Origin of the sequence: Shewanella oncorhynchi (genome assembly GCF_012584455.1) — a bacterium.
In the GTDB taxonomy this organism is placed as follows: Bacteria; Pseudomonadota; Gammaproteobacteria; order Enterobacterales; family Shewanellaceae; genus Shewanella; species Shewanella oncorhynchi.
The window spans coordinates 109,720-125,174 of the sequence record NZ_JABAEB010000007.1 but is presented as its reverse complement, the minus strand read 5'-3'; the positions used below and the strand labels follow the sequence as shown (position 1 = coordinate 125,174).

The following is a 15,455-nucleotide window of genomic DNA, read 5'->3' as shown; positions in this document are numbered from 1 at the left end:
CACAGGACAATTGTGAACACTATGTTAGACTCATACCCCTGTGCCTGAGCGTTAAAAATAAAGATGTTAACTCAGACACAGTCAATATAGGTCCGTGATAAACGGGATAAAAGCTAAGTGTATAGTCAGTGGTTTAGGCCACTATTTCCTTTTGAGCAAATCCTTTTGGGTGTGGTAACATGCGCCCCTTAAAAGACTTCAATCCAGGGCAAAATCATGGGTAACAACGGACTTTCGGGTACTGAGAAAAAAGTCGCGTTTTCTTTAGCCAGTGTATTTGGTTTGCGCATGATGGGCTTGTTTATGATCATGCCCGTCTTTGCACTTTATGGTCAGCATCTCGAAGGCTTTTCGCCTCTGTGGGTGGGTATTGCTATCGGCGCCTATGGCCTGACTCAAGCCGTGCTGCAAATCCCCATGGGGATTTTATCTGACAAATATGGTCGCAAGCCGATTATTCTCGGTGGCTTAGTGTTGTTTGCTATTGGCAGTGTTATCGCAGCTAACGCAGATACGATTTATGGCGTTGTCTTTGGTCGAGCAGTACAGGGTATGGGCGCGATTGCCGCTGCCGTGCTGGCGCTTGCCGCGGATTTAACCCGCGACGAGCAGCGCACTAAGGTGATGGCGATTATTGGCATGTGTATCGGGTTATCTTTTGCCCTGTCTTTGCTAATGGGACCTATCGTCGCGCAACATCTTGGGTTGACAGGGTTATTTTGGCTAACGGCGGTATTGGCTATTGTCGGTATGCTGTTGATCCAGTTTTTAGTGCCTAATCCTATCACTCAGGCTCCGAAGGGAGACACTCTAGCAACGCCCGCTAAGCTCAAACGTATGTTCCTCGAGCCGCAATTATTTAGGCTTAACGCTGGGATTTTTATCCTGCATTTAGTGCTCACCGCAGTATTTGTGGCACTGCCGCTGGATCTGGTGGATGCGGGTCTAGTGAAAGAAAAACATTGGATGCTGTATTTCCCCGCTTTTGTGGGCGCATTTATTTTGATGGTGCCGTTAATCATCATAGGGGTTAAGCGCAAAAATACTAAGGCGATGTTCCAAATTGCCCTCGTGATCATGATAGTGGCATTGCTGGCGATGGCCGCATTTGCGAGCAATCTTTGGGTATTGAGTTTTGCCGTGGTGCTCTTCTTTACTGGGTTTAACTATTTAGAAGCCTCACTGCCAAGTTTGATTGCCAAATTTTGCCCCGTCGGCGAAAAAGGTTCGGCCATGGGCGTGTATTCAACTAGCCAGTTTTTAGGGGCTTTTTGTGGTGGTATGCTTGGTGGCGGTGCTTTCCAGCTCGTGGGCGCAGTCGGGGTATTTGTTGTTGCCGTGATCTTAATGTCTATTTGGTTATTCCTGACATTAGGCATGCAAAATCCTGTGTTGTTAAAGAGTTACACCTTAGAAGCTGAAGTGAAAGACAAGGCGCAAGCGCGCGATATGGCAACCCAGTTATCCCAATTAATGGGCGTTGTTGAAGCCATAGTCGTACTGGACGAGAAAGTAGCTTATCTCAAGGTAGACGAGCATTTCGATTTAAGAGAAGCACGAGCTGTGTTAGGCTCTGCTCAATAATATCTGGTCTGCCGTGTGGTATTTGGGGAAGCAGATTTTCCTCTATGGCGACACAGATAAACAACATACTGAATTAATAGATTATTTAAAGAATCGCAGGAGATTTCAATGGCCAGTCGTGGTGTTAACAAGGTAATTTTGGTTGGCAATTTGGGACAAGATCCAGAAGTGCGTTATATGCCAAACGGTAATGCAGTCGCAAACATCACAGTAGCGACTAGCGAATCGTGGAAAGACCAACAGGGTCAACAGCAAGAGCGTACTGAATGGCACCGTGTGGTTCTGTTCGGCAAATTAGCTGAAATTACAGGTGAATACCTGCGTAAAGGTTCACAGGTTTACCTTGAAGGTAAACTGCAAACTCGTAAGTGGAAAGACCAAAGTGGTCAAGACCGCTACAGCACTGAAGTGGTTATCGACCAAAGCGGTAGCATGCAAATGCTAGGTAGCCGTGGTCAAGGTGGACAAGCACAAGGCGCGCCAATGGGCGGCATGCCACAAAACGCAGGTTATCAATCTGCACCACAACAAGCCGCGCCTGCGCAAAATCAATATGCGCCAGCGCCTCAAGCTGCACCTGCTTACCAAGCGCCAGCTCAGCAACAATATGCTCCGCCAGCTCCTGCCCAGCAGCAAGGTTATGGTCAGCCACAGGCTCAACAACCACAACAAGGTGGTTATGCGCCTAAGCAACAAGCCGCGCCAGCGCCAGCTTATCAAGCGCCTGCAGCACCAGCACAGCGTCCAGCGCCACAACCACAGCAAAACTTCACTCCAGATTTGGATGATGGCTGGGATGACGATATTCCGTTCTAATTTGGAACGTATCGAAGCATAAAGACGGTATCGTCTTAAATAAGCAAAGCCACGCGAGTCGTGGCTTTGTTGTTTCTTGTTTTTAAGTTTTTGCCGTGAAGCGTGGGTTAGGTTGTTCAACCCTTTACCTCGCTTGTTCACATGATGATACGCTTGAGATAAAACTTAGAACGTATAATCGAAGTTATAACGCATGCCTAGCATGATCTGGTCATTGGTTTCGCGGTATTCAAAATCTGTTTTTTGATATTCGATGAAGGTGCTGAATTTCGGTGTTTTATGCCATTCCAGCGTAGTGTTATAGGCATTGTATTTCGCGGAGGTGATGTCATTGTCGCCATCGTCATATTTGGACACGCCTAGCTTGATTTTATAGCTGTCAGTGATGGGATAGCTTGCAACTACATCCAGTGTTGAACCATCCAATGTTGTGCCATCGACGCTGTCTTTTTCAATGTTTTGGTAGGCTGCGGCGAGGAACAGAGAATTGAAATTTTTTGCTAGTGTTACACCGAATGTATTTTCATCCTTGTTGTCCTCTAACTCTTTATTATAAAAAGCTGCGGCAATGTAGATGAAGTCGGTTTTATAACGGATGCCCGTGTTAACGAAGTCACTGCCACCACTGCCTTTATTGCCGTCGAATTGCGCATCGGCCGAAAATAACAGGTCGCCAAACTCTTTACGATAGGTCACGAGATTATTGAGCCTGAATGGGCTCGCACTGTCATAGGCCAGAGGCGTTCCTGAGCGGTTAAAGATATCAACGGGATCGGAAATCATTTCCTGCGTGACGGCTTGTTTACCTATGGCAACGCTACCAAAAAATCCCTTTAATCCGACATAGGCTTTACGTGCATCGCCAAAGTCGCCGTCATCTTTGATATCGACCTTAAATTCCCCTTTCGCAAAACCGACTAAGCCATTACCGAGTTGGTGCTCTGCAGCAAAACCAATCCGCGAGTTCGCATCGCCTACATCCCACACATCGTCCGAGTTAGTGTGGGTCAGGCCGAAGGTTGGGCGTAAAGAACCATAAAAATTAAACTGGGTATCCGATGGCACTGATGGCTCATTTTCTTGAGCTTCGAGCATGGCGAGTCTCTGCTGAATTTGTTGTAACTCAGTGCGTAATTCGTCATTGGTTTCTGCTGTATTATTGGCTTGAACGGCAAAAATAGGTGTGGCAAAGCTCAGCACAAGTATGGCTGATGTAAGTTTAGACGGTTTCATTTATGTTTCCTTACATAACAACTACTCGCGTTACGCTAATGGATTTTGTTGCCGATTGAGCTGTATCGCTAGTAGTAAGGAGCTGCACTTATGATAGTGCTGGGGAGGCGCCTAACTAAGAAAATTAGGCTTCGTAACTCAGCAGCTGACAGATAAAAGCTGTCAGCTGGTTTTGGAAAGGTGCAATCCTATCCATCTCGCCAAAACAGCGGGATGTTAGAGGGAGGATTAGAGTATGGTCGCGGCCATTTTGCGGCGCAGGTAAGCGATTTGCTGCATGTGTGGCAAATCTTTGGGGCAGTTATCTTGGCAGCCGAGTAGCGTCATACAGCCGAACACGCCATCTTGATTGCCAATCACATGGTAGAAATCATCCGCGCTGCGGCTGTCTCTGCTATCCATTTCGAAGCGGGCAATTTTCATCATGCCAACCGCGCCGACAAAGGTGTCACGCATTTGTTTGGTGGCGCAGGCCGACACGCAAACGCCACATTCGACGCAGCGTTCTAGCTCATAGATCCGTGCGGCTTCTTCGGGTGCCATTGGATTTTCGAGCCGATGAATGTCCTGATCATCGGGTCTAGGGTGCAGCCACAGTTTTAAGCGTTCGGCTAATTCACGCATAAATTTACCCGTGTTCACCGATAAGTCGCCAATCAGCTCGAAGCCAGGTAGCGGCATAAGGGTGATTTCACCATTGGGATAATTTGCCGTTAACGTGCGACAGGCAAGCGTGGGAAAACCATTGATCACCATGGCGCAACTGCCACAGATGCCCGCGCGGCAGACAAAGTCGAACTGCAGTGAAGGGTCTTGTAGCTCACGTAGTTGATTTAAAGCGATAAACACTGTCATGCCCGGTGTTTCAGTCAACTGATAACGTTCCATCTTTGGCTTGTCTTGGCCATCTTGCGGATCGTAGCGAAAGATATTAAAGCTGATTTGGCGGCTCATAGTGGTTTATTCCCTACCGGTTGGGCTGGAGTGATCGCTAAGGTATCGCTGAGGCGTCCATTGGGAGCCTGCAGATGACTTGGCAGCTCGTATGGCATTAGGGCTCGCTGCAGTGTGTTTCTATCGGGATCGTCACCTAAGCGCGCGAGCACTTGATTGATTTCTTGTACGCGTTTTTCGGTATCAGGATGGGCGATAGTGTTATCGTTGCCGTAGCCTCGGTATCCCGGTGGTAGCTCCATTTTCATCACATCTAACGCTTCATAACGCAGCACAGGTTCCAGTGACTCGGCATCTGGCCAAGTTGCCAGCGTGCGGTTGAGCCAATCTTTATCGTTGCGTTGTGGGTAGTCTTCCCGTGAATGGGCGCCGCGACTTTCAGTGCGAGCCTCTGCGCCACAGGCGACGGTTAGGGCCACTTTCAACATACGGGTGACGCGTAGCGCTTCGACTAACTCAGGATTGGAGTGACGTTTTTTACATTTAAGGCCAAGATTTTTTGCCCGTAGCAGTAAGTCTTTCAAGCCTTTAATGGCTTTATCTAACTCGGGTCCATTACGGAAGATCCCGACGTAGTTCATCATGATGCGTTGCATTTCTTTCTTTATTTGGAAGGGGTTTTCTGTGCCGTTGCCTTCGACCAGTCCATCGATTTCTTGTTGCAATTTATCAATGAATTTTTGAGTCAGCGCAGTATCAATTTCTAAATCGTTATTCTCACAAAAATCAGCCACATATTTGCCGATGATCATGCCGCCGACCACAGTTTCTGCCACTGAATTACCGCCTAAACGGTTAAAGCCGTGCATGTCCCAACAGGCCGCTTCCCCGACGCTGAACAGCCCCTTGAGTTGTGGACTTTCGCCGGTGGCATTGGTGCGTACGCCGCCCATAGAGTAATGCTGGGTTGGCCTGACGGGGATCCAATCTTTGCAAGGGTCGATACCGAGAAAGTAATCACAAATCTCTTTCACTTCGCGCAGGTTAGTTTCGATATGTTCACGGCCCAGCTGCGTAATATCCAGCCACAGATGTGGGCCATAAGGGCTTTCGACGCCATTGCCTTTGCGCATGTGCTCTGTCATGCGGCGGGATACTACATCGCGTGAAGCGAGTTCTTTTTTCTCTGGCTCGTAATCTGGCATAAAGCGATGACCGTCTTTATCGCGCAGAATACCGCCATCACCACGACACCCTTCAGTGGTGAGGATCCCCGCGGGCACTATGGCGGTGGGGTGGAACTGCACCGCTTCCATATTGCCTAAGGTGGCGACACCTGTGTCGAGTGCTAACGCTTGGCCTATGCCTTCGCAGATAGTAGCATTGGTCGATATTTCATAAATCTTGCCATAACCACCGGTGGCGATAGTGGTGGATTTGGCTACATAAGCGCGCAGTTCACCTGTGACTAAACAGCGGGCAATGACTCCATGGCAACGCTTACCGTCATGGATCAGCGACAGTGCTTCAATCCGTTCATGTACTGGAATGCCCATGGAGATAGCTTGGTTATCGACCGCGTACAGTAAAGAGTGGCCAGTGCCGTCTGCGGTGTAACAAGTACGCCATTTTTTAGTGCCACCAAAATCGCGGGCATTGATCAGGCCGTGAGCTTCTTCGGCCTCATTGAGCGTTACCCTTTGCGCGTTCATGATGACTTCGCGCGGGCCGGCGGAAATCCTTGACCAAGGCACGCCCCAGTTGGTGAGTTCTCGGATCGCTTTAGGTGCAACGTGGGCAAACATGCGTGCGACGTCTTGATCGCAGCCCCAGTCAGAACCTTTGACTGTGTCTTGAAAGTGAATGTCTTCGTTATCACCCATGCCTTTAACAGTATTGCCTAGGCTGGCTTGCATTCCGCCCTGTGCGGCGGCCGAATGTGAACGTTTTGCGGGAATTAACGATAGCACTAAGGTATCTAGGCCTCGCTCTTTGGTGGCAATCGCGACTCTAAGGCCTGCCAATCCTGCGCCAATGACTAATGAGTCTGTATAAATGATTTTCAAATCAGATCCTTATCTAATAATTTAGATAACATTTCATGGATTTATCATTGCGCTCCTCGGGCATAGATGCGCTGCAACTATGTATCAGAGGAGGATCCGTATGTTGTTTGTCTTGCTATATAGGCTAGGTGCGCCGATAGCGTCATGCCCATTACTGAGGAATAAACGGTTGTACTGGCAAAACTAATTCGATACCAATATTGATATAGGTCACTAGGCTTAATGTGCCTAAACACAATAAATAGACGATCAATACTTGCGCTATAGTGCGGATAAGTGGACGGTTACTACTCACACCCCACTTTAATATCACTCGGTATAAACCAACGATGCCGTGGAATAATACGATAGGTAAAAACACCACGTATAAGAGCCAAGCGTTATCGTGGTAAACCCGTTCGGCCGAAAGGTGAGGGCCAATATCAGGGTTTAAAATCATAGTGGCAAGATGGGCCGACACTAAGAAAAACAGCAAGAAACCTGTGATCATCTGCCAGAACCATGCTTGGGTATCTCTATGCTTGATAGTCGACATAAAGCCACGCATCGCTCGCCATTGGCCTAATTGCACTGGAAAACGACGTAGTGCGGTGGCGGCATGTACTGCAACAATCACCAGCATAATGACTGAAATGATCTGGGTCACTATGGGGAAGCCATGACCCGTCGAGCTAAACATACTGCCTTCTAAGAATTGCACCATGTGAAAAAAGGTTTCTTTACCAAATAAAATGCTCGCCTCGAAATGCATATGAAATAAGAGGAAAATACCTAATATAAGCCCTGTCACACTTTGTAAGCAGTCTGCTTTAGCCGACCAAGCTTGGCCAAATGGTCCGCCGTTAATGGCGGTAGGAACACGCGTTTTTGCTGACATTAATTCACCTCTTACTCGATTTGCTATGGCGTGAATGTACCTGCATCACGCCAAAACAAAGTCTATAGATACAGATTAAAAGAAGAGGGTTAATCCATTTGTAGGCATTAGCCCTGAGAGCACTTAGGGTAAAATTGAGCTACAGCATCATGCCGCCAAACAGGAAGGCTAATGCCACACTGGTGGCAATCGTCACAACGCCAGGGACCAGGAACGGATGGTTAAATACCGCCTTACCAATCCGTGTCGAGCCAGTATCATCCATCTCGACCGCAGCCAGTAGCGTGGGGTAAGTCGGTAATACAAACAGCGCGCTGACGGCGGCGAAAGAGGCTACGGCTGTCAATGGACTTACACCAATCGCCAAGGCTGCGGGCATTAGCGCTTTTGTTGTCGCGCCTTGGGAGTAGAGCAGCATGGAGGCAAAGAATAAGGTTACCGATAATAACCAAGGCTGACTTTGCAGTAAGGTGCCGGCAAGATCTTTGATTTCCTCGATATGATTCGACACTAAGGTATCGCCTAACCAAGCCACACCTAACACACAAACACAGGCGGACATGCCTGATTTAAAGGTGGCCGCATTGGAGATTTCACTTGCGTCTAACTTACAGAAAATCGTAATAGCGGCAGCTGCCGTGAGCATCAGCACCATAATGGCGGCGTCGCGTGGCAATACAGGGTCAACAATCAAACCGACTTTGTCTGATATCGCAGTGGCATAGGCCATGACAGCCGCAATCGCTAGCAAGAAAATCATCACAGATCGTTTCGCGCCGGCTTTAATTTTGATCTCCGTTTTACCGCGTGTTTTGACTAAACCTTTGGCTAAGCGTTCTTGATAGACAGGATCATCGGCCAGTTCTTTACCCATTAAGTTGGCAACAACGGCGCCGACCATGCAGGCGAGAAAAGTTGAGGGAATACAAACGGCTAACAGTACTAAATAATCTACGCCAAACGGCTCTAAGATGCCTGAGAAGAACACGACAGCCGCTGAAATCGGTGAGGCGGTAATGGCGACTTGAGATGCGACAACGGCAATAGATAAGGGACGAGAGGGGCGAATGCCTTGCTCTTTTGCGACTTCGGCAATAACAGGTAAGGTGGAGAATGCTGTGTGGCCTGTACCCGCAAAAAGTGTCATGAAATAGGTGACGACAGGGGCCAGAAAGGTGATTTGTTTTGGATGCTTACGTAATAATTTTTCTGCCAGTGAGACTAAATAATCCATCCCTCCAGACACTTGCATGGCCGCAATCGCGGTGATAACTGACATAATGATGAGGATCACGTCGATCGGGATATTGCCCGGTTTGAGTCCCATCCCCGCGGTCAGTATCAGTACCCCGACACCGCCAGCGAAGCCGACTCCCATGCTACCCATCCTTGCACCAAGGTAAATAGCCCCGAGGACGATAATTATCTCTAATATAATCATAGTGTTAACTCTATTTTATTTTTAATTTCAATAGCCTGCGCATATTCACTCTGCGCATGCTTATTCTTGAATCATCGAGTTGTGGGCTGGGGAAGGCTCCCCAGCCCCACTGAGTTACACTTTGGCTTTGCTAGTATTGCGTTTAGCCTGATATTTAGGATTCATCAGGTTTTCAACTGAGAGAATGTCATCGAGTTCTTCAACCGTTAACAAACCGCGTTCGAGTACCACTTCACGGACATTTTTACCCGTTTGGGCGCAAATCTTGCCTATGATGTCACCTTCATGGTGGCCGATGATTGGGTTAAGGTAGGTCACGATCCCGATAGAGTTCATCACATGGGCCATGCAGATCTCTGGATTGGCTGTGATACCTTCAACGCATTTTTCACGCAGGGAGATACAGGCATTGCCCATCAAACTGAGCGACTCAAACATCGCCTGTCCAATCACAGGTTCCATTACGTTAAGCTGTAATTGGCCTGCTTCGGCGGCCATAGTGATAGTGATATCATTGCCGACAATCTTAAAGGCAACCTGATTGACGACCTCAGGGATCACAGGGTTAACCTTGGCTGGCATGATGGAGGAACCCGCTTGCAGCTCAGGAAGATTAATCTCCTTCAGACCTGTACGTGGACCCGATGAAAGTAAGCGTAGGTCGTTACAAATCTTGGACATTTTAATCGCCATACGCTTAATTGCACTGTGCAGCATAACGTAGGCACCACAATCGGATGTCGCTTCGATTAAATCTTCCGCTGGCACATAGGCGCGGCCAGTAATGTCTGCCAGATACTTAATGGCTAATGCGGAATAACCGACAGGCGTATTTAGCCCTGTACCAATGGCGGTTGCGCCTAAGTTCACTTCTAACAACAACTCTTGGCAACGCTTGATGGACTTAATTTCTTCTCGCAATGTAACAGCAAAGGCATGAAACTCTTGGCCTAAGGTCATAGGCACGGCATCTTGCAATTGAGTGCGGCCCATTTTTAAGATGGTTTTAAACTCTGTGGCTTTAGTGTCGAAAGCGCTGATAAGGTCGGTTAATGCATCTAACAGAATATCGGTACTGTTGATGACCGCAATACGGAAACCTGTTGGATAGGCATCGTTAGTCGATTGGCATTTATTGACATGGTCATTAGGATTGATGACATCGTAACGGCCTTTTTCTAGCCCCATGATCTCCAGTGCAACGTTGGCTAATACCTCATTGGTATTCATGTTGACTGAAGTGCCTGCGCCTCCTTGATAAACATCGACCGGAAATTGATCAACAAATCGACCCGTTGTGAGTATCAGATCGCACGCTTCAATAATTTTGTCAGCGATTTCAGGACTTACAGCGCCTAATTCACTGTTAGCCATGGCAGCGGCTTTTTTTGTTAGCATCATGCCACGGACTAATTCAGGTACATCGGAAATTTTTTGATTACTCAGCTTAAAGTTTTCGATGGCACGCAATGTATGTATGCCATAATAAAATTCATTGGAAACTTCTTTCGTGCCCAATAAATCTTCTTCGATCCGTACGCTATTAGTATCTTTCATTTCGATCCTATTAAATCCAATTAATAGTAAGATATATCTCCGAGTATTGAGTTGTGGATGTGTACAATAAGTATACGTAACACATCAAGAATAACTCATCGAAAACATGAAGGAGAATCGTCTCCTTGACTATCGAAGTAGATCTTAACGCTTTGGCAATAACAGGATTAGGATGGTGATCACTTAACTGTATGAAATAGTGTATTTCTTTTTTTTCTTAGATAAGTCTCTCAACTCGGATCACTAGTGTGAGCCATTACTTTTTGATGCAAATTAGCTATAGATTTGTTATTCGTTAACCAATCGGCGACATATTTATTCAAGTGTTTTTAAAATTAAATAAACCATACGATATTTAATTGTCACTGCGTCAATAGCGAATAATCATTGATTAGTTAAATCTACTCAATAATAAATGCATGGTGTTTTCCTTAAAGTTTAAATAATCAATTAGATAACGCTAAATCTGTTATTTCATTTTAGTGAGAGCTATCACAGTGAGGCTTAGACAATAGTGCACACTGTGGGCGTTTATTATTAATCAAAGGATGTAAGCATGAATTTTCCAATGCGTAAGCTTTTGCTCTCGGTCACTTTAGGGTTATTTCTCTCCTCCGCGGCGCAGGCGCTTCCACAGGTACGTATTATTGCCACGGGTGGCACTATTGCGGGAGTCGGACAATCGGCTACTGAGTCTAACTATCAGGCTGGTGAAGTGGGCATTAGTAGCTTGATTGCGGCCGTGCCTGAAATGAAACAACTTGCTGATATTCAAGGTGAGCAACTGGTTAAAATCGGTTCGCAGGACATGAACGATAAAGTTTGGCTAGCCTTAGCCAAGCGTATCAATCTGCTATTGGCTGATAAAGATGTCGACGGTATCGTCATTACCCATGGTACTGATACCTTAGAGGAAACGGCGTATTTTTTAAATCTCACCATCAAGAGCGATAAGCCTGTAGTACTGGTTGGGGCAATGCGTCCATCAACTGCCATGAGTGCCGATGGCCCGATGAATTTGTATAACGCAGTCGCGACCGCCGCTAACCTAGAATCTAAAGGTCGAGGCGTGTTGGTGGTGATGAACGATACCGTATTGAATGCCCGCGATGTGACTAAGACTAACACTACAGGTGTACACACTTTTGCCGCGCCTAACTTTGGCCCGCTTGGCGTTATCCATAACAGCAAGATTGAATACATGGGCAAAACTGAGCGTCAACATACAAGGCAAACGCCTTTTGATGTTAGCAAACTCGACAAGCTGCCACAGGTAGGGATTGTCTACAACTACGCTAATGCCAGCGATTTACCTGTCAAAGCTATGGTTGAAGCGGGTTTTGATGGCATAGTCAGCGCCGGTGTAGGTAATGGTAATATTTACCACTCAATATTTGACACCTTAGCTAAAGCGAGTCAAAAAGGCACCTTAGTCGTTCGCTCTAGTCGAGTGCCCACAGGCGCAACCACGCTTGATGCCGAGATAGACGATGCTAAATATGGCTTTATCGCAGCAGGTAATCTTAACCCGCAAAAAGCCCGCATTTTACTGATGCTGTCGTTAACGCAAAGCAAAGATCCACAGCAGATCCAACGTTGGTTTCAACAGTTTTAAGATTCAACTGCGTGATAAAACAAAAGCCCTGCGAATATTCGTAGGGCTTTTGCATTTTGTCATTAATGGCTTACCTGTGAAGTTGTTTTTTCACGAGGCCATGAGCCGAAATATCTAAACTTTGTTGTGATTTTTAAAGCCAAAATTGTGAGGGTTCAACTCAGATTTTCAATCAAGATATTGCTCTGTAATTAGATTTAAGAAAGTGCTTGGCTAATTAAACACTCAATATCTCGCTAATATATGTATACCATTCCACAGTAACCATTAAATCCACAGCTGTTTCAGCTTCCTTCCTCGCTCATTATTTTTCGGCATATTCTGACTATATATCAAGGCGATAAACTATTTTTAGTACGGCATAAGGTATTGATTTTGTGACTTAAAGTGCTTTAGGTACTATAGTGAAAGCTTATTTTATCTGAAACATAGGTGAGCGCTTCCTAGGTTTCTTGTTTGATTTTGGGGGCAAAGTGCGAATTTTAATGAACAATTTCAAGGTAATTAGTTTTGTACGTCAGTGGTTACTGCTGGCGTTTTTGAGTATGGCGTTGCCATTGCAGGCGAGTGAAGATCCGCTGTGGATGGGAGCGACAGGCTTGCCTATGAGTGAGCGGATCCATACCGGTGAACTTGCCAATGGTATGCGTTATTTATTGGTGAGCAATAAGACGCCGGAGCAAGCGGTCATAGTGCGGATGCGAGTGGATGTAGGCTCTTTGGTTGAGTCTGATACCGAGCAAGGATTAGTGCACTTTCTTGAGCATATGGCCTTTAATGGATCGACCGGATTGGCGGCGGGGGAGATGATGCCGACATTGCAGCGCCTTGGCCTGAGTTTTGGCGCCGATACCAATGCAGTGACTGAGTTTCAGCAGACGGTCTATCAATTCAACTTGCCAAGTAATAGCCAAGATAAAATCGATACTGCTTTGTTTTTAATGAGAGAAATTGGCAGTAATCTATTACTCGACCCAGCGCTAATTGAACGTGAAAAAGCGGTGGTGTTGTCTGAGCTGCGTGAACGTAGCGGTGCGGATCTTGAGAATTACCGTAACCAATTACAGTTTTTAATGCCAAACACATTGTTGTCAAAGCGCTTCCCTGTGGGTGAGGCGAACAGTATCAGTAATGCCAATCGCGAGGCGTTGCTGTCTTTATATCAGCGTTTTTATACGCCCTCACGCACCACTTTAATTGTGGTGGGTGATATCGAGGTCGCCGCGGTAGAACAAAAGATAAAACAACAGTTTGCCAGTTGGAAGGCCGCGCCTTTGGCCGCTAAAACCAAGGAACAAGCTATTGGTACTGTCGCAGAGCGCCAAAGTGTCGATGCGGCGGCATTTTTTGATCCAAGTCTGTCAACGTCAGTTTCCCTTGGCATGCTAAAACCCATCTCAGCGATTACCGATAGCCCTGCTGTGCGGGAGCAGGAAATGTTGCTCGAGCTTGCCCACGGCATCTTGTATCGCCGTATGGAGTCGCAATTACTGCATAGCCAAGGTTTATATGGTGTAAACCTGCAGGTTGGACCGCAGTTTGATATTGCCTATGGCACACAAATGAGCCTAGGTACGCAGGAAAATAACTGGCAAGAGGGAATCGCACTCTTGGAGAAAACCCTGCGTCAAGCAAAAGAGTTTGGTTTTAGCCAACAGGAAATTGACCAGCAAATCAAACGTATGCATAAGGGATATCAGCTAAGTGTCGCGGGTAGCAGTACCATTCACAGTGTGAATATTGCCGAGAGTCTAGTGTATTCGGTGGCGGGCAATCGCGTCCCTGTCGAACCCGATTGGCAGCTCGCATTTTTTGAAAAAATAATGCCAACAGTGACACCGCAAAAGCTAAGCCAAGTGTTTAATCAAACATGGAACGCCACGCCGTATTTGTATCTGACCAGCAATAAGCCCATTGAAAATGCTGAAAAACAGCTTATCGCCAGCTACGAGAAAAGCCGTAAACAAGCGGTGAGCGCACCAGCAATCAAGGCGATTGATGAGTTTGCTTATACTCAGTTTGGTGAGCAAGGCAAGTTAGTGGCTGACAGTCGCGATAAGGAAACGGGGATTCGTCAACTGCAATTTGCCAATGGCGTGCGCCTTAATCTTAAGCCTACCAACTTTAACAAAGGCACCACATTGGTCAGCCTAAACATTGGCTTTGGTGAAGTGCCATTCCCTGAGTTGGATGGTTTGTCTTATCTGTTTAACAGTGCGTTTGTGCAGGGTGGGCTCAAGGCCCATGATTATGACAGTCTGCAGGATATTTTTGCTGGGCAAGATATTTCCATCAACTTAGGTCTGCGTGAGCAAAGTTTTGGCGGCGAGATTAGCACTAATGCCGCAGAGCTTCGTACGCAGCTTGGCTTAATGACGGCTTATTTAATTGAGCCGGGTATGGATAAGCAGGCTGAGCAATTGTTTCGAGAACAAGTGATTGCCGAGCAACAAAGTATTCATAGCAACCCACAATCTGAGTTTTCTAATCAGTTTGCCCGTATCTCCCATAATGGTGATAAACGCTATGGTTATGGTGAGCCTGAAGAAATTCTCAAACGTCACTTTGGAGAATTAGCGCCGAGTTTCCATTCGGCCGTCGAGCAAGGGGCGATTGAACTCGCTATTGTGGGCGATTTTGACGAAGCGAGTGCCATTGCTGCTGTGGCTGAAACGCTTGGCGCCATTAAGCGTAGCCCTATTGCTAATGCTCCGTCGATAGTACCTGTGTTTCCGAAAGTGCCCGTTCAGAAAACATTAACGCATTATGGTCAACTGGATATGGCGGCACTTGCCATGGTGTGGCCTACAACGGACATGACTCACTTGAGTCAACACGCGGGATTGGGTCTGCTGGAGCAAGTGCTAAGCATTCTATTAACGGAAAACGTGAGGGAGAAGGCGGGCGCGAGTTATTCGCCATCGGCCTTTTCTTACAACGATTTCAATGCCAGCGGTTATGGTTACTTAGGTTTGTTTAGCGTCACGACTCAAGCCATGTTGCCAACGGTTGCCGAGTATTTCACCGCCGCAGTTAAGCAAGTTAAAGCGCCTTCGGGGATCAGTGAGGACTTACTTAATCGAGCCCGCCAACCAGTGCTTGAGTGGATGCAAGCTGCGCCGCAAACCAATGGTTTTTGGTTAGATCTCACCTCAACCGCCCAGAGTCATCCCGGTCGTTTTGCTGCCTTTAAACAAAGGCAAGCGTTAGCGCAGCAGATGACAGTTGCAGAACTTAATAAATTGGCGCAGCAATATCTGCAAGATGATAGCAGTTTAATGATCCAAGTCCTTCCTGCACCGCCAGAACCTCAGCAATGAGTGTTGGGCTCATAGAATAGTAGACTGATCATTCACCGACATATCCCCTGTG

At 46.9% G+C, this 15,455-nt stretch carries 10 protein-coding genes; 4 read left to right on the top strand and 6 right to left on the bottom strand.

What is annotated here, in order from left to right; all coding sequences use genetic code 11:
* Nucleotides 1-216 precede the first annotated feature (216 nt).
* Nucleotides 217-1,584: an MFS transporter gene (locus HGO26_RS12905; protein ID WP_168825599.1), complete on the top strand. Its 1,368-nt coding sequence runs from the start codon at nucleotides 217-219 to the stop codon at nucleotides 1,582-1,584.
* Between the two features lie 108 nt (nucleotides 1,585-1,692).
* Nucleotides 1,693-2,400, top strand: coding sequence for a single-stranded DNA-binding protein (gene ssb, locus HGO26_RS12900; protein WP_168825597.1), 708 nt, complete (start codon nucleotides 1,693-1,695; stop codon nucleotides 2,398-2,400).
* 165 nt (nucleotides 2,401-2,565) lie between these two features.
* Here the strand turns inward: ssb and HGO26_RS12895 are convergent, their stop codons facing one another.
* From HGO26_RS12895 to aspA, 6 genes are all read right to left on the bottom strand, one after another.
* Nucleotides 2,566-3,633 (bottom strand): porin, encoded by a 1,068-nt coding sequence (locus tag HGO26_RS12895; protein ID WP_168825595.1) that lies wholly within the window; start codon nucleotides 3,631-3,633, stop codon nucleotides 2,566-2,568.
* A gap of 228 nt (nucleotides 3,634-3,861) precedes the next feature.
* Nucleotides 3,862-4,587 carry a fumarate reductase iron-sulfur subunit gene (locus HGO26_RS12890; protein ID WP_105251338.1) on the bottom strand — a complete coding sequence of 242 codons (726 nt, stop codon included), beginning with the start codon at nucleotides 4,585-4,587 and terminating at the stop codon, nucleotides 3,862-3,864.
* Nucleotides 4,584-6,593 (bottom strand): fumarate reductase flavoprotein subunit, encoded by a 2,010-nt coding sequence (locus HGO26_RS12885; RefSeq protein WP_168825592.1) that lies wholly within the window; start codon nucleotides 6,591-6,593, stop codon nucleotides 4,584-4,586. The genes HGO26_RS12890 and HGO26_RS12885 overlap by 4 nt, the downstream gene beginning before the upstream one ends.
* Nucleotides 6,594-6,744: 151 nt before the next feature.
* The gene (locus tag HGO26_RS12880; protein WP_168825590.1) at nucleotides 6,745-7,470 is read right to left on the bottom strand and encodes a fumarate reductase cytochrome b subunit; all 726 of its coding nucleotides are present in this window, start codon (nucleotides 7,468-7,470) and stop codon (nucleotides 6,745-6,747) included.
* A 139-nt stretch (nucleotides 7,471-7,609) separates the two neighbouring features.
* A complete protein-coding gene (locus HGO26_RS12875) occupies nucleotides 7,610-8,911 on the bottom strand; it encodes an anaerobic C4-dicarboxylate transporter (RefSeq protein ID WP_105251341.1) in 1,302 nt (433 codons plus the stop codon).
* A gap of 114 nt (nucleotides 8,912-9,025) precedes the next feature.
* The gene (aspA, locus tag HGO26_RS12870) at nucleotides 9,026-10,468 is read right to left on the bottom strand and encodes an aspartate ammonia-lyase (protein WP_131524382.1); all 1,443 of its coding nucleotides are present in this window, start codon (nucleotides 10,466-10,468) and stop codon (nucleotides 9,026-9,028) included.
* A 556-nt stretch (nucleotides 10,469-11,024) separates the two neighbouring features.
* On the opposite strand from aspA, the gene ansB reads away from it, so the two are divergent.
* Nucleotides 11,025-12,083 (top strand): L-asparaginase 2, encoded by a 1,059-nt coding sequence (gene ansB, locus HGO26_RS12865; RefSeq protein ID WP_113940026.1) that lies wholly within the window; start codon nucleotides 11,025-11,027, stop codon nucleotides 12,081-12,083.
* Nucleotides 12,084-12,568: 485 nt separating this feature from the next.
* Nucleotides 12,569-15,403: a M16 family metallopeptidase gene (locus HGO26_RS12860; protein WP_168825588.1), complete on the top strand. Its 2,835-nt coding sequence runs from the start codon at nucleotides 12,569-12,571 to the stop codon at nucleotides 15,401-15,403.
* The last annotated feature ends 52 nt before the right edge of the window (nucleotides 15,404-15,455 follow it).

Excerpts from the sequence above, each read along its gene's own strand:
- HGO26_RS12895 (WP_168825595.1), bottom strand. The coding sequence starts at position 3,633 with ATGAAACCGTCTAAACTTACATCAGCCATACTTGTGCTGAGCTTTGCC.
- ssb (WP_168825597.1), top strand. The coding sequence starts at position 1,693 with ATGGCCAGTCGTGGTGTTAACAAGGTAATTTTGGTTGGCAATTTGGGA.
- HGO26_RS12880 (WP_168825590.1), bottom strand. The coding sequence starts at position 7,470 with ATGTCAGCAAAAACGCGTGTTCCTACCGCCATTAACGGCGGACCATTT.
- aspA (WP_131524382.1), bottom strand. The coding sequence starts at position 10,468 with ATGAAAGATACTAATAGCGTACGGATCGAAGAAGATTTATTGGGCACG.
- ansB (WP_113940026.1), top strand. The coding sequence starts at position 11,025 with ATGAATTTTCCAATGCGTAAGCTTTTGCTCTCGGTCACTTTAGGGTTA.
- HGO26_RS12875 (WP_105251341.1), bottom strand. The coding sequence starts at position 8,911 with ATGATTATATTAGAGATAATTATCGTCCTCGGGGCTATTTACCTTGGT.
- HGO26_RS12905 (WP_168825599.1), top strand. The coding sequence starts at position 217 with ATGGGTAACAACGGACTTTCGGGTACTGAGAAAAAAGTCGCGTTTTCT.
- HGO26_RS12860 (WP_168825588.1), top strand. The coding sequence starts at position 12,569 with ATGAACAATTTCAAGGTAATTAGTTTTGTACGTCAGTGGTTACTGCTG.
- HGO26_RS12890 (WP_105251338.1), bottom strand. The coding sequence starts at position 4,587 with ATGAGCCGCCAAATCAGCTTTAATATCTTTCGCTACGATCCGCAAGAT.